Origin of the sequence: Flavobacterium olei, assembly GCF_039749035.1 — a bacterium.
In the GTDB taxonomy this organism is placed as follows: Bacteria; Bacteroidota; Bacteroidia; order Flavobacteriales; family Flavobacteriaceae; genus Flavobacterium; species Flavobacterium olei.
In genome coordinates this window covers 42,671-64,801 of sequence record NZ_JBDKWC010000003.1, presented here as the reverse complement: position 1 = coordinate 64,801, position 22,131 = coordinate 42,671, and the positions used below count along the sequence as shown (strand labels likewise).

The following is a 22,131-nucleotide window of genomic DNA, read 5'->3' as shown; positions in this document are numbered from 1 at the left end:
TTATAGGTGCTAAGTTACTAAGTTTCTGAGTTACTAAGATTCTAAGTTTTTTTTAAGCTCCCAGCTACTAAGTTTCTGAGTTACTAAGATTCTAAGTTTCTTTTAACTGCTTATTTTCTGAGTTAATAAAAGTGCCGATCTGCTTATAACAAAAAAACCGAACATAAGTTCGGTTTTATTGTACAGAGAAGCTCAGAAGCTCAGAAGCTCAGAAGCTTAATCCTGAATATACGTTTTATTGCCATTTTTATTAATGTAATATTTACCGCCCCTTGGACCCGTATACACTTTTTTACCATTGTATTCGCCGGTAATTTTATCTGGAACAGACGGCGCTTTTTCGTTGGTCTCTTTTAAAGTTTTGGTTGCCGATTTTTTTGCTTTTGCTGCATCTTTTGTTGCTGCATCTGCTTTTACAGTTGTTTTTTTAGCATCTGCTTTTGCTTTGTCGGCAGTTTTTTTTGCTTTTTCAGATTCCGCTGTTGCTTTTTTAGCATCGCTTTTAGCTTTCGCTGCTTCTTTATCGGCAGCGGTTTTAGCCTTGTCGGCAGATTCTTTTTTAGCTTTAGCCGATGCATCTTTTGCTTCATCTGCTGCTTTTTTGGCTTTTGTTGCCTCTTTTTTCGCATCTGCAGAAGCTTTGTCTGCTGTCGATTTTGCTTTTTTTGCTGAACTTTCTGTTTTGCTTTTCGCTGTTTTTGAAGTCGTTTCCTGTGCGTAGAAATTAGAAGAGAAAACTCCTAATAAACAGATTAATACTAATTTTTTCATAAGGTTATATGTTTAAATTTGAAATAAAATTAAACAATTTTCTGTAATCTTTTTCGTGCGTGATTAAAAAAATGCACGCAGCTGAACATTTCCTGTATGGATGGTTGAACCTGTTTCGCTTTTACGTCCGAGATAATTTAAATTTACATCCAGAAAAGAAGTTATGTTCTTCTGCAGGAGTAACTTCCAAACCAGATTGGAACCAGCCTGAAGCCCTTCTAACATCTGAAAACCTACTGATGAAAATTCGTTTCCAATAAATTTATTTTCATAAAAAGAAAATTCACCATTCACGGTTATTTTCTTCTCGCCGGCATAAGAGAATGAGGTTCCGATTCTGTTTTGTTCTAAAGTTTCGAAATTTCCAATTTGATTTTTCTTGTTTTGAAGTTCATAAAAGAAATCCAGTTTGGTATTTTTCGAAAATAAATAACTGACCTTCGGAGCAATTTGCCATCCTTTAATATCATAATTCTTCTCGACAAAATCTTCTGAAACTAAATCGGTTTTAATCGTTTTAGTGAAGAAATTAAACAGCCAGCTTTTTTGATACAAATGTGTGTATTGAAGCTGATGGGAATAATTCTGAACCTGTTGCGAACCAATAGAAAGCAGATTTTTTCCTTTGTTTACCAAATAAGAATACGTTACAGAATGGTTTTGTCTGCCGCGATTGTAAAATAAACTATTTCTAAAACTCGAATTCAGACCTAAAATATTTTCCTCTGATGAATCAAATGGATTAAGCTCTAATTTTTCACCTTCACTTTTCACTTTTCTGTCCAGAATAAAAGATGTCTGATTGTAAAAATGAGACAGCAGTTTTTTGAAACCTTTTCCATTTTGCCATTGCAGCGGATTTAAAGTTAAAGATTGCGAAAACTTATTCTGATTGGTTTTAATATAAACCTGATTGGGCAAAAAGATTCGCACATATTTGGCCTGATCCTGAAAAACCGCAATTTCAAATTCTTCTAATTCCTGAATACCGTTTCCGTTATAATCGTTCCAGGTGTAAACGCCTTGTCCTGTAGGAACTTCTACATAGGTAAATTCCTGTTGTGCGATGGTTCCAGAACTGGTTTCGTAAGCAGTTCCAATTTGCATGAACTGATTAAAAAAACGGTCATTATATAAAACCCTTGAATTTAATGAAGGTTCATTTTCTCTGTTATCATCCGTAAAATCGAGATTTCGATAACTTGCGTAAACCGCTAAATCTGTTTTTTTATTTTGAATTAATTTTGACTTAAAATAATAAGTTTGCGAATTGTTGACATGTTGTAATAGTCCGTTTTGCAAACTGTCGTTTTTTCTCTGCAAAAATCCGATTTCAACAAAGACTTTTGTACTGTCGCCACGGCCGGTAAAGAAACCATATTCAGAAAATCTTTGGCTTAAAGCCGAAAACTGATTGGTCACTTTATCTTTTTCCTGATTGTCTTCGAGTTGAAAACTTCCGCCGATCCAGTTTTTTCCAAAATGATATTTGGTTCTGGTTTGATTTCGAATAAATTTTGAAGTCGAAGCCGTCGCATCAGAATTTAGGAAACTTCCGTTATTTTCAATGGTCCATTTTTTCAATTTAAATAAAGCATTTGTTGTATGTCTGGTACCTGAATAACTTTCACTGAAATCTAGTTTTTCAAACTGATACGTCAATAAACCGATATTGGAAGTTTTCTTTTTCGAAAACAAATCAAAATTCAAACCTGTTACCAATAAACTCTGATTGCCAAAAAGTGCTCCGTTTAAATTCCAGTCGCGGTTAAATTCGATATTATACAAACGTTCGACCGATTTAAAATTCTGCTCGACAAATTGATAATTAGCAAAAGCATCTAAATTCCAGCTTCTGGAAAAAAGACGTTTTTTAAGATTGGTTTTAAAAGCAATTCCTTTATTATTAGCATCATCAATTCCCGAAAATAAGTTTTGATCATTATTGCTGACAGCCAGTTCAACGTCAACCAAAGTTTTTTCATTCGGATTATACTTTCCAAGAAATGTTGCAACCTGAAGTTTAATTGGAGGAACAAGTTGTATAATGGGTTCGTAATTTCCTTGTAGAATTCCGTTTACAGGTTCAACATACTGATAAATTCTTTCCACAGAATTATTATTTTGAACAATATAATTTCCTCCGTTAGAACCCACCTGACTGAACCTTACATTGTACAAAACATCAGCGGGATTATTAGAATATTCATAAACTTCAACCGAATTGATACTCAATTTTTTGTACAAAATTTTATTGTCCGCATAAGCGTCCTCGTAAGCAGAAGGTGCTTTCATTAAGTTGACATCGTCTCCCGCCTGACTCAGAATCTGAACTTGCTCAGGAGAAAGATTTTGCTGTAAAGGCTGGTTTTTTAAATCGTTTTCAGCATATAAATAACCGCCAAAACTCCATTTTTTATTTTCATGCGTTACTCCGGCATACGTGACCAGTCGATTATAGTTTCGTTCAGAATATTGGTATTCAACATTAATACGCATTTCTGAAGTAATAGGAAAAAGTGAAGTAAACACAATTTCTCCGGCATTATAATCAATAACATAATCATTGTTTTCGCCGCGTTTTAGTAAAACGCCATTTACATAAACACGTTCTGAACCAGAAATAACAAGAACATACAATTCGCCGCTCTGTCCTTTTAATTTATACGGACCCTGATTTCCTTCCTGACCTGTAAAAGTGCTTCTGGCATATTGACCTTTTACAAAAGCAACCGAAGCAAAAACATTTGTTTTCGCCTTTCCGTTATCAAAATCAAAACTTGCTGAAATTCCCTGTACCTTTTTATTGAAACTTAAGAACTGTGTTTTCCTGTTTTCGAGAAAAACATCTCCTGCGCGAATGTTCCAGTTGTCACTAAAAAGCTCCATAAAAATATTATCAAACTGATCCAGTTTTTGTGAATAACCTCCATCCTGCAACGGAATATTACTGTCCTGCAGGGAAGCCCGTAAACTCACCTTGTCTGAAATTTTTCCGGTAATCTGCAGATCCAGGTTAGAATTTAAAACCGTGCTTTGATTGTTCCCAATCGTTACACCGCGCGTTATGCTTCCGGAAGTATTTAAGCCGTCAAAAGGGGTGACTTTTTTCGAATTTGGATTGTCAATGCGGTATAATTTTGCTGTTCCGACATCGCCGCTCACGATCTGATCTGATTTGTAAAGGCTATATTCTTTGGTCAGATAATCCGGATACTGAAGGTAATTTACAATTAAGGTGTCTGAAGAGAATTGGGAATTTTCATTTAAAAGAAAAAAGCCTTTTTGAAAATCAACCTTATAAAAAGTTGAATCAATTCGTTCGTTTTTGGTATTTAAAATTTCAAAAAAGCCGGAATTAATACTTGCTTTTTCCAGACGGATAGTGTCTTTTGAAGCCATTACTTTTTTGGTTTTATACAACGATTCTGTTTCCTGTGCCTGAAGCGCAGAACAGAAAAGAAACACCGTAAAAAACAGTAATTTTTTCAACATAAATACTTTAACTCTCAAAAGCCAAAAGTAGTATTTATAATTGGTAAAATATTGTCCCTGCCAATTGATTGCCAAATGACATTTTTTGTTTTTCAATAGAGAATTTTTTTAGATTCCGCCTTCGCGAAAGCGAATCGGCCGGATATCCCGATGTTCAAAAAAAAGGTTCCATCCGTTAAGATGAAACCTTTTATAATGAATTGAATAATTAACACTAAGAAATTAATTGAGTTCTTTTGTCACAATTTGCATCGTTTCGCGACTTACCTGTTTTAGTAAAACTTCTTTGTTTGACTCAACAGTGTGCGATGCTTCTTCTGTAAAGTGACGAATAGTATATAATGTTACGTTGTCGGTAAAATCAACTTTGAATTTTTTCGAAAGAATAGAATTCAATTCGCCGAAATTTCCAAATTTATCTTCCACACAAACAGAAAAACTAATTGCCGAATTCTGAATCAGGTTTACTTTGATTTTGAATTCATGGAATAATCCGAAAATCTCACTAATGTTTTCTTCCATAATAAAAGAAAAATCAATTGAAGAAAGCGAAATTAATAATTGTTCTCTCTTTACAATAAAACATGGATATTGCGGTTCTAAATCAACACCTTTAGAAACGCAGGTTCCTTTTAATAAAGGATTGATAAAAGACTTTACATATAATGGAATTTCTTTTTTCTGTAATGGCTGTAATGTTTTCGGGTGAATTACCGTTGCTCCGTAAAACGCCAATTCGATAGCTTCACGATACGAAATCTGGTTTAATAAACTTGCATTTTCAAAATAACGCGGATCGGCATTCATAACTCCCGGAACATCTTTCCAGATTGTTACACTTTCAGCATTTAAGCAATACGCAAATATACCTGCAGTATAATCTGAACCTTCACGTCCTAAAGTTGTAGTAAAGTTATTTTCGTCAGCGCCTAAAAATCCCTGTGTGATATTGAGCTGTTTTCTCGGGACATTTTTGCTGATATTTTGTTGTGTCGTTTCCCAGTCTACTTCTGCATCTCTGTAATTGGCATTGGTTTTAATGAAATTACGAACATCCAACCATTGCGTCTGAATGCCCATGAAATTCATAAAATGACTTAAAATATTAGTAGAAATCAATTCTCCAAAACTAACCACCTGATCGTAAACGAAATTGTAATTTGGCGATTTATTATGTGCTAAAAAATATTCCAGTTCGGCAAACTGTGCATTCACAGCTGCAAAAACGGCATTGTTTTCATCTTCAAATAAATCCAGCAATATTTGATTGTGGTATTTTTTTATTTCCTGAACAGAAGAATTCAATTCTGTCGATTTTTCAAAATAATTTTTAATAACAACCTCAAGAGCATTGGTTGTTTTTCCCATAGCCGAAACTACAAGAATTACATCTTCGTAACCTACTTTTTGTAAAACGTCGTAAACATTTTTAATTCCATCTGCATCTTTTACCGATGCTCCTCCAAATTTAAATACTCTCATTATTAATTTATAGATTTTAGTCCGATCCCGAAACTTCGGGACGGGATAGATTTCAGATTTGGGCGAATCTTAATTTTATTATTATAATTTTTCTAAGAACGCATTAACGCCGGCTTCATCCATTTGCACGACCTGCCAGTCTTCCAGAATTTTGGCGCCGGAATTTTTGTAGAAATTTACCGCCGGAGTATTCCATTCCAGAACATTCCATTCTATTCTTCTGACATTGTCTCTTTTTCCCTGTTTCATAATTTCAGAATAAAGGGCAGATCCCAAACCGGTACCACGCATTTTTTCTTTTACAATTAAGTCTTCCAGGTGAATTGTTTTTCCTTTCCAGGTAGAATAACGATAGTAGTACAGCGCAATTCCAACAATTTCTTTTTGTTTTTCGTCATTTTCAACCTCTGCAACAAATACATGAAATAATGGTTTGTCACCAAAACCGTCACGTATTAAATCTTCTTCTGTAATGACAACCGCTTCGGGTTCTTTTTCGAATATTGCCAGCTCCTGAATAAGCTCCAACACCGATTTCATGTCTTCAGGATTCCCTTTTCTAATATTCATAATTAATCAATTCTCTTTTTTTGTCCTGTTCTGTACCGCTTTTTCCTGTATAAGATTTGTATTGACAAAGGTATAAAAGGAGCAATTTCAGGTATTCGTATTTTTAAGTATTTATTATCTAATAAAACACCGTTTTAATTGTTGCTTGCTGCCGAATATTAGCAAATATACAATAAGAGCAAACTAACGAAATAATTTTTAAATCATTCTCACAAAAAAAACGATATTTGTGACTTAAATTTAAAACTATAACGATTTAGAAATGGAAGAACGCAATAAAACACTGGGAGAGTTTATTATTGAGAACCAAAAAGCATTTCAGTATTCTTCGGGAGAACTTTCCCGGATTATCAACTCTATCCGGTTGGCAGCCAAGGTTGTCAATCATAAAGTAAACCAGGCAGGTCTGGTGGATATTATTGGAGCCGCAGGCGAACAAAATATTCAGGGAGAAGACCAGCAAAAGTTAGATGTTTATGCCAACGAAGTATTTATCCAGACGTTAATAAACCGTGAGATTGTCTGTGGTATTGCTTCAGAAGAAAACGACGATTTTATCACAGTTCAGGGGAGCGACAACTGTCATAATAATAAGTACGTGATCTTAATAGATCCGCTTGACGGATCTTCAAACATTGATGTGAATGTTTCTGTTGGAACTATTTTTTCTGTTTTCAGAAGAATTACGCCAATGGGAACCCCGGTAACAAGCGAGGATTTTTTACAGCCGGGAATCAATCAGGTGGCAGCGGGCTATGTAATTTACGGAACTTCGACTATGTTGGTTTATACAACAGGATATGGTGTAAATGGTTTTACGTTAAATCCGGCAATTGGTACATTTTACCTTTCACATCCAAATATGAAATTTCCGAAAGATGGAAATATATATTCGGTCAATGAGGGAAATTATGTCCATTTTCCGCAGGGCGTAAAAAATTACATTAAATACTGCCAGAGAGAAGAAGAAGACAGACCGTACACTTCAAGATATATTGGAAGTTTAGTAGCCGATTTTCATCGAAATATGATTAAAGGCGGTATCTATATTTATCCGACAAGTTCAAAAGCACCAAAAGGGAAATTACGTTTGTTGTACGAATGTAATCCGATGGCATTTTTAGCAGAGCAGGCTGGGGGAAAGGCTACAGACGGTTTTGGAAGAATTATGGAAATCCAGCCAACCGAACTGCACCAAAGAGTTCCTTTTTTCTGCGGAAGTTATAATATGGTAGAAAAAGCGGAAGAGTTTATGGCAGCTCAGTAAAAGTATTCAGCTTTCAGGTTTAATATTCAGCCACAACTCAAACCTAATAGTTTTAAAACTGTTAGGTTTTTTTGATTTAAAATTCGGCTGATTAACGTTCTGTATTTATATATGTTTTGTATATATTTGATTAAAAATTTAAGTATGAAAAAAGTTACTTTATTGCTATTGGTTTTACTTTGTTGTATTACTTCATGTTCAGATGATGATGATGATAAAATCAATGTAAGTTCTTCAATAGTTATTGACGGAATATCGTTTAGACCTGATAAAGCGGTTTACTCTTATGAAGAAGCAAGTTTTAATTCGCAGAAGAAAGTTAGGTTTGTTGCCAGTAATGATCGAAATGATGAATTTCTTTACATTGATATTTCTTTTCCTTCAACGCAAGAAAATTTGAGTGGTGAATATTCGTATGGTCCGGGCACTGCTGACGAACAATTAGTTCAGGTCGAATTTTATGCTCCTGAGAAAAGATATTATATTGCCGGTTATTCTCTTAAAATAACAGACAATGGTAATTCGAATTTTAAATTTGAATTTGTTAGTCCATCAGCTTTTGACGGAATAAAAAACGTTGAAGTGCCTTTTAAAGGCGGACTTGAAGGTAAGTTTGTTTTGGAACAGAAAGTCAAATGATAAAGTGCTACTTCACAGAACAACGACGGTAAATTTTAAAAATAACTTAGTTTGTTTTAAGTTGAAGTCGGTCCGTAAATGTAGGGAATAAAGCCCGATAGTTTGTTTGAACCTGTCGGGCTTTGTTTTGTAAAACATTTTGATGGTAAAAATAAAAAAAGCCAGCATATTTTTAATCTGCTGGCTCTCAATAAATTATGTATAACTAAGTACTAACTACTCAGAACTGAGTTGTAAATATTATTTATTCATATTTTCCATTTCGAAAAGGAAAGTATCCAAATCTACTTTTTTATCTACTAAAGAAAGTGCTTTTGCAACAATATAATTTACATTACCCGGAGTAAAGCCTAAAGCTAGTCCCATACGTCTTAACATTACTTCCTGTAAATCACCTAAGTGGTGGTCAACGTGTACCATTCTCGCCAGGTCATATAAACGCTCCAGACGTTGCGTATATAAATAAGGAGGATTTATTGGATGTTTCCATGGATCTGCAAGGATTTCTCTATATTCCTCATCTGAAATTTGTAATGTAGAAGCAATTTTATTTAAAAATTCCTGTTCTTGTGGATTTATCTTTCCGTCAGCAAATGCTACACGAACTATAGCAGAGAAATGACCTCTGTTTCTTTGTTTGAATTCGTTATCAAATAATTCTGAAAATGGCATAATTAATTAGTTTTTAAGAAACAAATATAGCCCATTTTTTAAATTATTGTTTTTAAAATTCTCATAAAATTTAACTTATTTTTGATGCAGGATTTGACATTGAAATCTTTAGTTTTGAAAATTAATCGTAAGTTTACAACCCCTAATTATTAAATTTAAATATACCTATGTCACAATTTTGGATTTATTTTCAAATAGGATTAAAACACGTTTTAGATATCAATGCTTACGATCACGTTCTTTTTTTAATCGCTTTAACCGTTCCCTATTTATTTAAAGACTGGAAAAGAATTTTTGTATTAGTATCCATTTTTACCATCGGGCATACTTTGGCTTTAATACTTTCAGTTTACGGAATTGTAACGATTAAAGTAAATCTGGTTGAATTCCTGATTCCGATAACCATTTTAATAACAGCTCTTTATCATTTGTTTACGGCAGGAAAGACTTCTAAAAATGATAGTATAAATCTGGTATTTTTTATAACTTTATTCTTCGGGATTATTCATGGTCTTGGCTTCTCCAATTATTTTAAAACTATTTTAGGAGGATCGCCAACATCAAAATTAATACCTTTAGGAGAGTTTGCCTTAGGGATCGAAGCGGCGCAGTTAATTGTGGTGTTTGTAGTATTAGTAATTTCATATATCGTGCAGACTGTGTTTCGTTTTTCAAAACGCGACTGGGCACTTGTAATGTCGGCTTTTATCATTGGAGTTGTAATTCCGATGATTATCGAAAGTCCGATCTGGAACAGATAAATAATGGAAATAAAAAAATTGAATAAGTACGATAAAGCGTATCTTCGAATTGCAAAAGAATGGAGTCTGCTTTCATACTGTAAACGTAAACAGGTCGGGGCGATTATCGTAAAAGACAGAATGATTATTTCTGATGGTTACAACGGAACGCCGTCCGGATTTGAAAATTGCTGCGAAGATGAAGATGGCTTAACACGCTGGGATGTATTGCACGCAGAAGCAAACGCAATTCTTAAAGTGGCACGTTCGACACAATCCTGCGAAGGGGCAACCTTATATATTACGCTGTCACCTTGCAAGGAATGCAGCAAATTAATACATCAGTCCGGTATAAAAAGAGTGGTGTATAAAGATGGATATCGCGATGATTCCGGAATTCAATTTTTAATAAAAGCAGGCGTTGAGGTAGAACATATTCCTGTTTTAGAAGAGTAAATGAAATTTAATTCAAAATATTTACCAATCGTAATCGGAGCAACTTTTGCTCTCGGAACCATAGCAGGAAGCGTAATGAATGCTCCCGCTAATGATCAGCTTTTGGCTAAAAATTACTCTAAAACCAAGCTTAATAAACTTATTGACTTTATCAATACAGAATATGTTGACAGTGTCAATACCGATTCGATTGTAAACCTTACCGTCGATAATATTCTTTCAAAATTAGACCCACATTCTGTTTATATTCCGCCAAGCGAACAGGCAGAAGTTGCCGAAAGTATGAAAGGCGATTTTGTCGGAATCGGAATTAATTTTTATATGTATAAAGATTCGGTCGCGATTATAAAACCGATAGAAAACGGCCCTTCCGCGAAAGCGGGATTAAAATCGGGAGACCGGATTTTATTCGCGGGCAAAACCAAATTATATGGAAGAAGACTGCCTTCAGACAGCTTGTTTTCAAAATTAAAAGGACTTCAGGGTTCTGAAATCGAGTTGACTGTATTTAGAAAATCCGAACAGAAGAAATTAAAATTTAAGGTCAAAAGAGATGTTATTCCAATAAAAAGTGTCGATGCGTCGATTATGATTGGAAACAAAACCGGTTATATTAAAATCAATCGTTTTGCCGAAACTACTTTTAATGAGTTTAAAACAGGTTTAACCCGTCTCAGACAAAAAGGAATTGAATCGCTGGTAATTGACCTTCGCGATAATGGCGGCGGTTATATGGAAGAGGCGATTGCAATTGCAGACGAATTCTTAAAAGATAAACAATTGATCGTTTTTACAAAAAGTAAAAATGGTACAACCGAAAAAACATACGCCACAAAAGCCGGTAGTTTTGAAACGGGGAAAGTGTATGTTTTAATTAATGAAAACAGTGCTTCTGCCAGCGAAATTTTGGCCGGTGCCATTCAGGACAATGACCGCGGAACAATTGTGGGACGACGCTCTTTCGGAAAAGGTCTTGTGCAAAGAGAAATGGATTTTAATGATGGATCTGCGGTGCGATTAACCGTTGCGAGATATTATACGCCAACAGGAAGATCTATACAGAAACCTTATAAAAAAGGAAACGAAGAATATTTTAAAGAGTCAGAATCCAGAGTTGCAACAGGAGAATTGTATGCAAAAGACAGTATTAAACTGGCAGATTCCTTAAAATTTAAAACACCAAAAGGTAAAATCGTGTACGGGGGTGGCGGAATCGTTCCGGATGTTTTTGTACCGATTGAAGCCGAGCACGGAAATGAAAACGTAGCGTACCTGCTGCAAACGGGAATTGTTGGTCATTTTGTTTTTGAGGAATTAGATAAAAACCGTCATACTTTTGATGGCGTTCAGTTTGGCGAATTTTTAGCTAAAATGAAAAACTCAGATGTTTATTTTAAGAAATTTAGAAACTATATTTTACAAACCGGTCTGGATTTAAAACTCGATAAAACCAAAGCCCTGGTAAATCGTTATATAACTGCCGAATTCGCCAGACAATTATACGGAGAATTGTATTATTATGATGTGATCCTAAAAGATGACGCGATGATAAAAACAGTTTTGCATCCGAAGAAATAAACAAATTCAGAGACAACAAATGGTCTGATATGCTAATCCAGGGAGATAATATTTAGTTTCGGATTTTTTGCTGGTAATTAAATCTTTAGGATCCTGACTGACTGAAATAACTTCAAAATTTTATATCATGAAAGTAGAAACCGTTGTTGATGCCGAAAATGAACTTCTTAGAGCCATAAAAAAATCTGATGTTATGGTTTTGGAAAACATCCTCCATGATGATTTATTGTTTAATATGCCAGACGGACAAACCATAACCAAAGAGCTGGACTTACAAGCATACCGTTCCGGGAAAATGAAGATAGATTTTTTAGAAGCTTCAGATCAAATTGTGAATGTAATTGAGGATACAGCGGTGGTTGCTGTTACTGTTTCATTAAGAGGAACTTATGATAGTAATGCGACTAGTGGGGTGTTTAAATACATAAGAGTTTGGAAGAAATGTGAGAATAATTTAAAAGTTATTGCCGGAAGCTGCACTCAGCTGGCATAAAGTTTGAAGCTGAAAGAATAATGATAACTTAAATATAAATTGGCGAAACTAATGAAAACGTTAGCGAACTTCGTGGCTAAAATCAAATAGATATGAAAAATTTAAAGAGAATCGGTTTACTAGTTGTTTTAATGACTTTTATAATCTCGTGCACAGGTATGAAATCAAATAACAATGCTACAGTTTCAGGAAAAGTAGACAGTATAGAATCTGGAAAAGACGGTTATACAGCAAAAATTACTACAGATAATAAAGAAGTTTATTTTGCTACTATCAGTATTGTAAATGTGGGTGGTCCTCAAAACTACAAACAGGTAAAAATAGGAAATACCATTTCTGTAAAAGGAGAAAAATGGAAATCTGAAGATGAAAATCACATCAAAGTAACAGAAATCGTTTCGGTTAAGTAAGAAAAATATAACTGCAGAAAAAGATAACCATGTAAGTTATATAAGTTTATTTAATCTATGCGCAAAGCAAAAATAAACTTCTATAACTTATATGGTTTAATTTTTTTATTAATATTATCGAATACTATCGTGAGAATGAGTCTGCACGCCGTTGTTCCACAAAGTTAAAATATCCGTGGCAACAGCTGCTCCGCTTCCGGCGGCAATTGCCAATTGGCTTCTCCAGCCTGCAAGAGTTCCGATTACATAAATGCCGTCTGCCACTTTATGGTCATCATTTCTGAGTTGAATACGTTGTTTTTCGGGTAGTGCTTTTTTATGTGGTTCAATAAAATGCATTAAACCTTCGATATCAAAAGTATTGGCAGAACCAATTCCGATCACAATCGTTTTTGTCTGGTATGAGTTTCTGTTTGTTGTTATCGTAAATTCAGGAAACTGTCCGTCAATTCTAACCACTTTTTCATTTGCGATCTGCTCAATATGCGGATAAGTCAGCGCTAAATCCTGAGTGCTTTCTGTAAGAAGCTCAGAACCAAGTTTACCTGGAGTTATTCCGTATGCATTGTAGAAAATGGCTTCCTGAAGAGAAGAATTTTTTTGATGAGTAAAAATTCCAATTTTTTTGTTGGTTACGAAAGTTTTGTTTTTTGCGGATCCTAAGACCAGAGCACAAGACATACCTGAAACTCCTCCGCCAATAATTAAAACATCAAACATATTATCTGTTCTCGTTCATTTTTTCTTCAATTCTTTTTGAAATTCTAAAAATCAAAAGAATCAATACAGCGCAAAATGAAGCGGCGATTCCAATAAAAGCTACAGCACTATCTCCCTGAAAAGGATTTTTAAAGTCTAGCAGCGTAATATTAAAAACAATTAAAGCTAATGCTAAAAGCACTAAGATTGAAGTGAAAATTTTCATAAAATTGGTTTGTTTGTCTAAAATAATAAAGTAGAACTAAAGGATAAAAAATGTCTTATAGTTGTATTTTAGAAATTTTATGGGGTAAAAGTATAAAAATAAATTCTAGACGAACAAACCTTTAACATTAGCAGCGAATAATTTAACAGCAATAGCTAAAAGTATCACTCCAAACGTCTTACGTACAACGCCTAAGCCATTTTCTCCTAATAAAGTTTCGATTTTTTTGGAAGACTTTAAAACCACATAAACCAGTATAATATTTAGTAAAATAGCAATTATAATATTAATAGTATGAAATTGTGAGCGAAGTGACAATAAAGTCGTCATAGTCCCGGCTCCGGCAATTAACGGAAAGGCCAATGGTACAATTGAAGCAGATCCCGGTTCTTCGTCACGGTAAATCCGGATTCCTAAAATCATTTCCAGAGCAAGAAAGAATAGCACAAAAGATCCTGCTACGGCAAAAGAGTGAACGTCGATACCGATTAAGTTTAGAAAACCTTCTCCGACAAAAAGAAAAACAACCATAATTGCCCCGGCAACAAGTGAAGCCTTTTCAGATTCGATATGACCTACTTTTGCGCGTAAATTGACGATAATCGGAATTGAGCCAACTATATCAATTACTGCAAAAAGTACCATACTCACTGTAACAATTTCTTTAAAGTCAATTTCTAACATATCGTGTTGATTTTAAGTGTTTAAAAACTGGTGCAAAAGTAGATAATAAAGTTAGGTGATTTTTTCTACAAATCATTTTTGTTATAAAAACACGGTTTACTGCTTAAAAAAGTGATATTTATAACAAATAAGATTTTTATCATAGTGTTTCGCAAGTATTTTTGGCAAAGCTTCGCAAAGTAGTAATTGTAAAAAAGTGCTGGCGGACTTTGAGTAACCTTTTGGAAAACCTGCGGTTAAATTTTAGCAGGCAATATCTACTTTCTTTGACTATCTTTGTACTTTATAAATTACAGTATTAAGATCATGTTTCAGTTAGGAAAAACGATTATTTCGGAGGATATTCTTGAAAAAGAATTTGTGTGCAATTTGTCTGCCTGTAAAGGAGCTTGTTGCGTTGATGGTGATGCAGGTGCGCCTCTGAGTGAGGCTGAGACTAAAATCATGGAGGAAATTTACCCAAAAGTAAAACCTTTTTTACGTCAGGAAGGAATAGATGCAATTGAGGCGCAGGGAACATGGGTAAATGGTACAGATGGCGATCTTGAAACGCCGTTAATAGATAATAAAGATTGTGCTTACGTAATTTTTGACGGTTCAACCGCACTTTGCGGAATTGAGCAGGCTTACAATCAGGGGATAGTGGATTGGAAAAAACCGGTTTCCTGTCATTTATATCCTATCCGTGTAAAAGATTTTACTGAATTTGCTGCGGTTAATTACGACAAATGGGAAATTTGTGACGATGCCTGTTCTCTGGGAAAAGAATTAGAAGTTCCGGTTTATAAATTTGTAAAAGAAGCGTTGATTCGACGCTTTGGGGCAGATTGGTATATGGAACTTGAAAAAGTAGCAGAAGAACTTAAAAATTCGTGAAAAAAGAGTGTTTCAAATTCTTAAAAATCTGACATCTTTTTTAACTCAAACGAATAATTTTTTAGCTCTAAAAAATCTTTTTAAAACAAATTAAATTTGCTTGTTTTTTATTTTATAAAGTCTATATTTTACAGGCTTTTCCAATGCATTTGATTTTTTAAATTACTCATTTACAATATGTTAAAATATTGTATGAAAATCATTTCAATTTTTCCCGTTGTTAAAAACTATGGCATATTGTGAATAAGTTTGCCTTTCTTTTTTGGCAGTAATTGCCAATCTTTGTATTCCTCTTAATGAGGAAGAATTCATTAAAAAATTAATAAAATCTGTCATGTCACAAATCGAACCAATATTACAAGAAAACAAAAATCGTTTCGTTATTTTTCCGATTAAACATCATGATATTTGGGAGTGGTATAAAAAGATGGAAGCGAGTTTTTGGACTGCAGAAGAAATTGACTTACACCAGGATTTGACAGACTGGAATAATAAGCTTAGTGACGACGAAAGATATTTCATTAAACATATATTAGCATTCTTTGCAGCTTCTGACGGAATTGTAAACGAAAACTTAGCTGAAAACTTTGTCAACGAAGTACAATACGCTGAAGCGAAGTTTTTCTATGGTTTTCAGATCATGATGGAAAACATTCACAGCGAAACGTATTCTCTTCTTATTGACACTTACGTGAAAGATGAAGCAGAAAAGGCAGAATTGTTTAATGCGCTGGAAGTTTTTCCTGCAATTGGTAAAAAAGCAGAATGGGCTCTAAAATGGATCGAGTCTGATTCTTTTGCAGAAAGACTTATTGCTTTTGCAGCCGTAGAAGGAATTTTCTTTTCGGGAGCTTTCTGTTCCATCTACTGGTTGAAAAAACGTGGATTAATGCCAGGATTAACTTTTTCTAATGAGCTTATTTCCCGTGACGAAGGTGTACATTGTGATTTTGCAGTTCACCTGCACAATCATCATTTAATAAACAAAGTTCCAAAAGACAGAATTAAAGAAATCATTGTAGATGCTTTAAACATCGAAAGAGAATTTGTTACAGAATCTCTTCCGGTAAGTTTAATTGGAATGAATGCAACTCTAATGACACAATATCTGGAGTTTGTTGCAGACCGATTATTAGTAGAATTAGGCTGCGAACGTGTGTATGGATCAGCGAATCCGTTTGATTTCATGGACATGATTTCTCTTCAGGGAAAAACCAATTTCTTTGAAAAACGTGTTGCAGAGTATCAAAAATCCGGTGTGATGAATACCGACAGTGATGCTCAGAAAATTTCATTTGATGCAGATTTCTAGACAACAAAAATAATTTAAGGACTGCACTTCAGGCAGCTTTAAAAAGATTAACAAGATTTTTTCAGGTTGAATCTCTTTCCCCAAGTCGTAGATTCAATAGCAATTTTTAACGCTTTTAAATTCGTTTTTAGAATTTGAAAAGGGTAACTATTGAGAATGTCATAATTCTCAGAAATTAATTTAAAAACACGCAATGTTAAGTCCTGGAATTCGTTTTTCAAGTGACTTTCATTTTTTCAATAACTAAAATAGTAAGCTTATGTATGTAGTAAAAAGAGATGGCCACAGAGAGCCCGTAATGTTTGATAAGATTACAGAAAGAATAAAAAAATTGTGTTACGGCTTAAATGAGCTTGTAGATCCTGTTAAGGTAGCCATGCGTGTTATCGAAGGATTGTATGACGGAGTTTCTACTTCTGAATTGGATAATCTTGCGGCAGAAACGGCAGCATCTATGACTATTGCACATCCTGATTATGCGCAACTGGCAGCTCGTGTGGCAATTTCAAATCTGCATTCCAATACCAAAAAATCGTTCTCCGAAACGATGAAAGATATGTACCATTACGTTAATCCAAGAAACGGACAAGACGCGCCGTTGCTTTCGGATGAAGTATTTAAGGTGATTCAGGAAAACGCTGCTTTTTTGGATTCTCATATTATATATACCAGAGATTTTAATTACGATTACTTCGGATTTAAAACTTTAGAGCGTTCGTATTTGTTAAAAATAAACGGAAAAATTGTTGAGCGTCCACAGCACATGTTAATGCGTGTTTCCGTTGGTATTCACTTAGACGATTTAAAATCGGTTATCGCGACTTACGACTTAATGTCTAAAAAGTTCTTTACGCATGCAACGCCAACATTGTTCAATGCAGGTACTCCAAAGCCACAAATGTCTTCTTGTTTCCTTTTAGCAATGCAGGATGACAGTATTGATGGTATTTATGATACATTAAAACAAACCGCAAAAATCTCTCAGTCAGCGGGAGGAATTGGCCTTTCTATACATAACGTTCGTGCCACAGGATCTTACATTCGCGGTACAAACGGAACTTCAAATGGAATCGTGCCAATGTTGAGAGTTTTCAACGATACGGCTCGTTACGTAGATCAGGGTGGTGGAAAACGTAAAGGAAGTTTTGCGATTTATATCGAAACCTGGCATGCCGATATCTTTGATTTCTTAGATTTAAAGAAAAACACAGGTAAAGAAGAAATGCGTGCAAGAGATTTATTCTTCGCCATGTGGACTTCAGATTTATTCATGAAGCGTGTTCAGGAAGATTCAACATGGACTTTAATGTGTCCTAACGAATGTCCGGGACTTTATGATGTTTACGGAGAAGAATTCGAAAAATTATATACCGATTACGAATTTCAAAATAAAGGAAGAAAAACAATCCGCGCCCGTGAATTATGGGAGAAAATCCTTGAATCTCAAATCGAGACCGGAACGCCGTATATGTTGTACAAAGATGCAGCAAACCGTAAATCGAACCATAAGAATTTAGGAACAATTCGTTCTTCTAACTTGTGTACAGAGATTATGGAATATACGTCTAAAGACGAAATTGCAGTTTGTAACTTAGCTTCGATATCCTTACCAATGTTTATTGAGAACGGAAAATTCGATCATGAAGCACTTTATAATGTTACAAAACGTGTAACTCGTAATTTAAATAAAGTAATCGACAGAAACTATTATCCGGTAAAAGAAGCTGAAAATTCTAACTTGCGTCACCGTCCGGTTGGATTAGGAGTGCAAGGTCTGGCGGATGCTTTTATTATGTTGCGCATGCCGTTTACAAGTGACGAAGCTAAAAAACTGAATCAGGAGATTTTCGAAACTTTATACTTTGCAGCCGTAACCGCTTCTATGGAAATGGCGAAAGAAGAAGGACCGTATTCTACATTTGAAGGTTCTCCAATGTCAAAAGGAGAATTCCAATACAATATGTGGGGAATGAAAGATGAAGAATTATCTGGTCGTTGGGACTGGGCTTCATTAAGAAAAGAAGTGGTAGAACACGGGGTTCGTAACTCATTATTGGTTGCACCAATGCCAACAGCTTCGACTTCTCAGATTTTAGGAAACAACGAAGCTTTTGAACCTTATACATCAAACATTTACACACGTCGTGTATTGTCTGGAGAATTTATCGTAGTAAACAAACATTTACTTCACGATTTAGTAGAAAGAGGATTGTGGAACGAAGATTTGAAACAAGAAATCATGCGTCATAACGGATCTGTTCAGAATATTGATATTATTCCGCAAGACTTAAAAGAACTTTATAAAACAGTTTGGGAAATGTCAATGAAAGACATTATCGATATGTCACGTCAAAGAGGTTACTTTATTGATCAATCTCAATCTTTGAACTTGTTCATGCAGGATGCAAACTATTCTAAACTAACGTCAATGCACTTCTACGCTTGGCAATCAGGTTTAAAAACAGGAATGTATTACTTAAGAACAAAATCTGCGGTAGATGCGATTAAATTTACCTTAAACAACGATAAAAAAGAAGAAACCCCATCTTTAGTTGCAGAAACAGAAGAGATTTCTGTTGAAGATTACAAAGCAATGTTGTTGAAAGCACAAGCAGCAGGTCCTGAGGATTGTGAAATGTGTGGGTCTTAATTTTTTAGAGAAAAGAAAATAGAATCAAGAAGAAAGATTTTATTCTTAATTATATAAAAGCAGTTGTCATTTTTGATAGCTGCTTTTTTTGTTTTTTAATGACATCGAATTTAAACATAGCCCAAGGTTTCAACCTTGGGTACGTAACGATTGTCTCCTGCATGTCCCCAAGGTTGAAACCTTGGGCTATGTTTGATTTATGAATAAATCCTAACTTGATTTTGTTTACTTCACAATAACAATATTCACAAAAATCCTCCGTTTAAAACTATTACCAAAAAACTTCAAAATCTCAGCACCTTAGAACCTTAGTGACTTAGCTTCTTCAAAAAATTAAACCTTTTAAAGAAAGCGAAGTCTTATAGTAATAATTTCCAAATTATGAAAAAGAGCAGTCTTTGGTCCTTACGATTGGGTTTCTCCGGAAAAGAAGCCGATAAAATAGAAAAACTGGGAATTGAAAAATTTCTAAAGTATTCTTACGAGTCAAAATTTGACAAGGCGCTGCCTGATTTTCTGCAAGACGATCCCAAAACGTTGTTAGAGCTTAAAGAACTTCGCGAATCCATCAAGAATGCCGATTCAGAATTTAAAAAGAAAGTTCTAAAGAAAGAAATCTATTCCAATCTTGAACTCAAGAAATGGTGGATTGCCAAAATGCGAAACGACGAATTCCCACTTCGGGAAAATATGGTTTGTTTCTGGCACAATCATTTCGTTTCTACTTCACAAAAGGTAAAAGTTAATTATTGGATTTACCAGCACAATATGATTTTGCGTGAAAATGCTTTTGGTAATTTTAAAGAATTGACCAAACAGATTCTCAAATCAAATGCTATGGTTAGATATCTCGATAATGGCGACAATAAAAAAGGAAAAGTCAATGAAAATTTGAGCCGGGAATTGCTGGAATTATTCACGATCGGAATTGGAAATTATACCGAAGAAGACATTAAAAACGGTGCAAAAGCTCTGGCGGGTTTAAATGTTGGAGATAATGGCGCTGTTTACAGAAAAAATGCAGAAGATAACAGTGATAAAATCTATTTCGGAAAAACAGGAAACTGGAAAGCCGACGATTTAGTCGATATCATTTTTAAACAGAAAAACATTCCATATCTCATTACCCGAAAATTACTGAAATGGTTTGTTTACGATAATCCGTCAGAAAAATTAGTAAAGTATTATGGCGATTATTTCAGAAAAGCAAAGTTTGAAATTGAACCTTTGCTGACCAAGATTTTTACTGAAGAATATGCGAAAGAAAATGCGGGAAGTAAAATTAAAAATCCGCTGGTTTATATTTTGCAATTGGCAGATGAATTGCAGATGGAGGATTTTGATAATGGCATGGTTCAGTATTTTCTCAAACAACAGGGAATGGATTTATACAATCAGACAAATGTCAAAGGCTGGGATGGAGGAAATTCCTGGCTTACTTCGCAGATTTATTTACAGCGAAACAATACTTCAGATCTGCTTTGTAAAGGGCGAACAATTAAAGGAAAGTTTCTAAATAAAATTAATTCTGATGCCGAAAAACCGGTGTTAGAAATTAATAAAGTGAAAGTGAAAGTTAAATTTGATAACAGTGGAAATAATAAAACAATCATTTCAGAACTTTCGGACCGATTGCTTTTTAAAACAAACGAATCGATTCAAAAAGACATGGAAAATCTTTTGAAATATGATTTCGTTCCAAAAGAGCCAAACGCAGATGCAGCGGTAGTGAGGTTGTTCAGTTATATTACGAAATTGCCCGAATATCAATTAATCTAAAAGTTTGAAATCATGAACAGAAGAACTTTTTTAACCCTTACAGGAACTTTTACAGGCGGAATGTTGGTGCTCCCGGAATTTCTTCATGCCTTTGGAACACAGCAAAACTTAATTACCGGAGAACAATGTGTTGTTTTTGTACAATTGAATGGAGGTAACGACGGACTAAACACATTTATTCCATACGATGATCCGTTATATTATGATTTACGAACTAAAATTGCTTTAAATAAGGATTTGGTTATTGGTAAAAATCGCGGAATGGCATTTCATCCTTCTTTAAAAGATTTTGCTCAAATGCAGCAAAACGGAGATTTAACCGTGATTCAGAATGTTGGATATCCGGAACCTGTTCGTTCGCATTTTAGAAGTCAGGAAATCTGGCAGACTGCTGTCGATTCTAATAAATATGTAAATGAGGGCTGGTTGGGAAGATATCTTGATTTACAGTGCAACGGACATCAGCCAACTGCCGGCGTCAATTTAGATTCTATTGATAATTTGGCTTTAAAAGGAATTGAACCCAATTCGATAACCGTAAAAGATCCAAATCGATTTAAGATGAAAACAGGACTGGAAGAAACCAAATTATCAGATAATCCACAATTGGATTTTGTTCGGAAAATTGCCAATTCGGTTATCGAAGGATCAGATGAAATTCAGAAAGCCTTAGTTAAATCAAAAACAGAAACAAGTTATACAAAAACAGAACTTTCAAAAAACCTGGAATGGATTGCACGTTTGATAAAAGGAAATTTAAACTCCAAAGTATATTATACATCGCTTGGCGGATTTGATACACATGACAATCAGCTTGCTGTTCACGAAAGGAAATTAACAGATTTAAACGATTCGATATTTAGTTTCTACAAAGATTTAAAACAAGCTAATATATTACAGAATGTCACAATTGTAGTTTTTTCTGAGTTCGGACGCCGTGTAAAAGACAACGGCAACGGCACCGATCACGGAACAGCAGCGCCAATGTTTATTATTGGAGGAAATAATAAAGGAACCATTTTGGGTAATAATCCCGATTTGGCGAATCTGGATAATGGTGATTTAAAATATGAAATTGATTTTAGAAGTGTCTATGCTTCTTTATTAAAAGAGAAACTGGATTTTGATTCTACTAAAATCGGAATTAAAAATAAGGCGGTTTCAGGATTGTTTTAAAGTTTTTTTTCCGCCACGAATTCACGAATTTTTCTAATTTTATTTTGAATTCGTGTCAAAAGATTAGACAAATTGAATTTCATCTAACAATGATTTGAGATAATTCGTGAATTCGTGGCAGAAAAACTCAGTACCTTAGCATCTCAGAACCTCAGT

The 22,131-nt window shown here is 34.6% G+C and carries 20 protein-coding genes; 12 read left to right on the top strand and 8 right to left on the bottom strand.

Translation table 11 applies throughout. The features are described 5' to 3' along the window. Positions 1-216: 216 nt before the first annotated feature. From ABEB31_RS08015 to ABEB31_RS08000, 4 genes are all read right to left on the bottom strand, one after another. Positions 217-771 carry a hypothetical protein gene (locus ABEB31_RS08015; RefSeq protein ID WP_347050845.1) on the bottom strand — a complete coding sequence of 185 codons (555 nt, stop codon included), beginning with the start codon at positions 769-771 and terminating at the stop codon, positions 217-219. Between the two features lie 63 nt (positions 772-834). Then, entirely contained in the window at positions 835-4,266 is a 3,432-nt protein-coding gene (locus ABEB31_RS08010; protein ID WP_347051664.1) for a hypothetical protein, read from the bottom strand. 222 nt (positions 4,267-4,488) lie between these two features. Beyond that, entirely contained in the window at positions 4,489-5,748 is a 1,260-nt protein-coding gene (locus ABEB31_RS08005) for an aspartate kinase (RefSeq protein WP_347050844.1), read from the bottom strand. 81 nt (positions 5,749-5,829) lie between these two features. After that, positions 5,830-6,318, bottom strand: a complete 489-nt coding sequence (locus ABEB31_RS08000) for a GNAT family N-acetyltransferase (RefSeq protein ID WP_347050843.1) — start codon at positions 6,316-6,318, stop codon at positions 5,830-5,832. A 262-nt stretch (positions 6,319-6,580) separates the two neighbouring features. On the opposite strand from ABEB31_RS08000, the gene fbp reads away from it, so the two are divergent. Both fbp and ABEB31_RS07990 read left to right on the top strand, forming a co-directional pair. Next, on the top strand, positions 6,581-7,585 hold the full coding sequence (gene fbp / locus ABEB31_RS07995; RefSeq protein WP_347050842.1) for a class 1 fructose-bisphosphatase: 1,005 nt from the start codon (positions 6,581-6,583) through the stop codon (positions 7,583-7,585). Between the two features lie 144 nt (positions 7,586-7,729). Continuing rightward, positions 7,730-8,224 carry a hypothetical protein gene (locus tag ABEB31_RS07990; RefSeq protein WP_347050841.1) on the top strand — a complete coding sequence of 165 codons (495 nt, stop codon included), beginning with the start codon at positions 7,730-7,732 and terminating at the stop codon, positions 8,222-8,224. 240 nt (positions 8,225-8,464) lie between these two features. On the opposite strand, the gene ABEB31_RS07985 is transcribed toward ABEB31_RS07990, so the two are convergent. Further along, positions 8,465-8,896: a tellurite resistance TerB family protein gene (locus ABEB31_RS07985; protein WP_347050840.1), complete on the bottom strand. Its 432-nt coding sequence runs from the start codon at positions 8,894-8,896 to the stop codon at positions 8,465-8,467. Between the two features lie 167 nt (positions 8,897-9,063). Between ABEB31_RS07985 and ABEB31_RS07980 the strand changes: the two genes are divergently transcribed. The 5 genes from ABEB31_RS07980 (at position 9,064) to ABEB31_RS07960 (ending at position 12,573) form a co-directional block, all read left to right on the top strand. Further along, positions 9,064-9,657 carry a HupE/UreJ family protein gene (locus ABEB31_RS07980; RefSeq protein WP_347050839.1) on the top strand — a complete coding sequence of 198 codons (594 nt, stop codon included), beginning with the start codon at positions 9,064-9,066 and terminating at the stop codon, positions 9,655-9,657. A 3-nt stretch (positions 9,658-9,660) separates the two neighbouring features. Further along, a complete protein-coding gene (locus ABEB31_RS07975) occupies positions 9,661-10,092 on the top strand; it encodes a deoxycytidylate deaminase (RefSeq protein ID WP_347050838.1) in 432 nt (143 codons plus the stop codon). Beyond that, positions 10,093-11,670: a S41 family peptidase gene (locus ABEB31_RS07970; protein ID WP_347050837.1), complete on the top strand. Its 1,578-nt coding sequence runs from the start codon at positions 10,093-10,095 to the stop codon at positions 11,668-11,670. It begins immediately after the preceding gene. A gap of 127 nt (positions 11,671-11,797) precedes the next feature. After that, the gene (locus ABEB31_RS07965) at positions 11,798-12,163 is read left to right on the top strand and encodes a nuclear transport factor 2 family protein (protein WP_347050835.1); all 366 of its coding nucleotides are present in this window, start codon (positions 11,798-11,800) and stop codon (positions 12,161-12,163) included. A 92-nt stretch (positions 12,164-12,255) separates the two neighbouring features. Then, the gene (locus ABEB31_RS07960) at positions 12,256-12,573 is read left to right on the top strand and encodes a hypothetical protein (protein WP_347050833.1); all 318 of its coding nucleotides are present in this window, start codon (positions 12,256-12,258) and stop codon (positions 12,571-12,573) included. Between the two features lie 114 nt (positions 12,574-12,687). Here the strand turns inward: ABEB31_RS07960 and ABEB31_RS07955 are convergent, their stop codons facing one another. The 3 genes from ABEB31_RS07955 to ABEB31_RS07945 form a co-directional block, all read right to left on the bottom strand. Then, complete coding sequence (locus ABEB31_RS07955; RefSeq protein ID WP_347050832.1) at positions 12,688-13,293, bottom strand: FAD-dependent oxidoreductase; 606 nt, start codon at positions 13,291-13,293, stop codon at positions 12,688-12,690. 1 nt (position 13,294) lies between these two features. Beyond that, a complete protein-coding gene (locus tag ABEB31_RS07950) occupies positions 13,295-13,498 on the bottom strand; it encodes a hypothetical protein (protein ID WP_113676627.1) in 204 nt (67 codons plus the stop codon). Between the two features lie 105 nt (positions 13,499-13,603). Next, the gene (locus tag ABEB31_RS07945) at positions 13,604-14,182 is read right to left on the bottom strand and encodes a MarC family protein (protein ID WP_347050830.1); all 579 of its coding nucleotides are present in this window, start codon (positions 14,180-14,182) and stop codon (positions 13,604-13,606) included. A gap of 306 nt (positions 14,183-14,488) precedes the next feature. Here ABEB31_RS07945 and ABEB31_RS07940 point away from each other — a divergent pair, with 306 nt between their 5' ends. The 5 genes from ABEB31_RS07940 (at position 14,489) to ABEB31_RS07920 (ending at position 21,975) form a co-directional block, all read left to right on the top strand. Beyond that, positions 14,489-15,058, top strand: coding sequence for a DUF3109 family protein (locus ABEB31_RS07940; RefSeq protein ID WP_347050829.1), 570 nt, complete (start codon positions 14,489-14,491; stop codon positions 15,056-15,058). Positions 15,059-15,392: 334 nt separating this feature from the next. Further along, positions 15,393-16,370: a ribonucleotide-diphosphate reductase subunit beta gene (locus ABEB31_RS07935; RefSeq protein ID WP_347050828.1), complete on the top strand. Its 978-nt coding sequence runs from the start codon at positions 15,393-15,395 to the stop codon at positions 16,368-16,370. Positions 16,371-16,629: 259 nt separating this feature from the next. Further along, the gene (locus ABEB31_RS07930) at positions 16,630-19,020 is read left to right on the top strand and encodes a ribonucleoside-diphosphate reductase subunit alpha (RefSeq protein WP_347050826.1); all 2,391 of its coding nucleotides are present in this window, start codon (positions 16,630-16,632) and stop codon (positions 19,018-19,020) included. Positions 19,021-19,401: 381 nt separating this feature from the next. Further along, entirely contained in the window at positions 19,402-20,799 is a 1,398-nt protein-coding gene (locus ABEB31_RS07925) for a DUF1800 domain-containing protein (RefSeq protein ID WP_347050824.1), read from the top strand. A gap of 12 nt (positions 20,800-20,811) precedes the next feature. Further along, entirely contained in the window at positions 20,812-21,975 is a 1,164-nt protein-coding gene (locus ABEB31_RS07920) for a DUF1501 domain-containing protein (RefSeq protein WP_347050822.1), read from the top strand. Positions 21,976-22,131 lie beyond the last annotated feature (156 nt).

Coding starts and splice junctions, on each gene's coding strand:
- ABEB31_RS07960 (WP_347050833.1), top strand. CDS start 12,256: ATGAAAAATTTAAAGAGAATCGGTTTACTAGTTGTTTTAATGACTTTT.
- ABEB31_RS07990 (WP_347050841.1), top strand. CDS start 7,730: ATGAAAAAAGTTACTTTATTGCTATTGGTTTTACTTTGTTGTATTACT.
- ABEB31_RS07980 (WP_347050839.1), top strand. CDS start 9,064: ATGTCACAATTTTGGATTTATTTTCAAATAGGATTAAAACACGTTTTA.
- ABEB31_RS08015 (WP_347050845.1), bottom strand. CDS start 771: ATGAAAAAATTAGTATTAATCTGTTTATTAGGAGTTTTCTCTTCTAAT.
- ABEB31_RS07925 (WP_347050824.1), top strand. CDS start 19,402: ATGAAAAAGAGCAGTCTTTGGTCCTTACGATTGGGTTTCTCCGGAAAA.
- ABEB31_RS08005 (WP_347050844.1), bottom strand. CDS start 5,748: ATGAGAGTATTTAAATTTGGAGGAGCATCGGTAAAAGATGCAGATGGA.
- fbp (WP_347050842.1), top strand. CDS start 6,581: ATGGAAGAACGCAATAAAACACTGGGAGAGTTTATTATTGAGAACCAA.
- ABEB31_RS07965 (WP_347050835.1), top strand. CDS start 11,798: ATGAAAGTAGAAACCGTTGTTGATGCCGAAAATGAACTTCTTAGAGCC.
- ABEB31_RS07930 (WP_347050826.1), top strand. CDS start 16,630: ATGTATGTAGTAAAAAGAGATGGCCACAGAGAGCCCGTAATGTTTGAT.
- ABEB31_RS08000 (WP_347050843.1), bottom strand. CDS start 6,318: ATGAATATTAGAAAAGGGAATCCTGAAGACATGAAATCGGTGTTGGAG.
- ABEB31_RS07985 (WP_347050840.1), bottom strand. CDS start 8,896: ATGCCATTTTCAGAATTATTTGATAACGAATTCAAACAAAGAAACAGA.
- ABEB31_RS07970 (WP_347050837.1), top strand. CDS start 10,093: ATGAAATTTAATTCAAAATATTTACCAATCGTAATCGGAGCAACTTTT.
- ABEB31_RS07940 (WP_347050829.1), top strand. CDS start 14,489: ATGTTTCAGTTAGGAAAAACGATTATTTCGGAGGATATTCTTGAAAAA.
- ABEB31_RS07935 (WP_347050828.1), top strand. CDS start 15,393: ATGTCACAAATCGAACCAATATTACAAGAAAACAAAAATCGTTTCGTT.
- ABEB31_RS07945 (WP_347050830.1), bottom strand. CDS start 14,182: ATGTTAGAAATTGACTTTAAAGAAATTGTTACAGTGAGTATGGTACTT.
- ABEB31_RS07975 (WP_347050838.1), top strand. CDS start 9,661: ATGGAAATAAAAAAATTGAATAAGTACGATAAAGCGTATCTTCGAATT.
- ABEB31_RS07955 (WP_347050832.1), bottom strand. CDS start 13,293: ATGTTTGATGTTTTAATTATTGGCGGAGGAGTTTCAGGTATGTCTTGT.
- ABEB31_RS07920 (WP_347050822.1), top strand. CDS start 20,812: ATGAACAGAAGAACTTTTTTAACCCTTACAGGAACTTTTACAGGCGGA.
- ABEB31_RS08010 (WP_347051664.1), bottom strand. CDS start 4,266: ATGTTGAAAAAATTACTGTTTTTTACGGTGTTTCTTTTCTGTTCTGCG.
- ABEB31_RS07950 (WP_113676627.1), bottom strand. CDS start 13,498: ATGAAAATTTTCACTTCAATCTTAGTGCTTTTAGCATTAGCTTTAATT.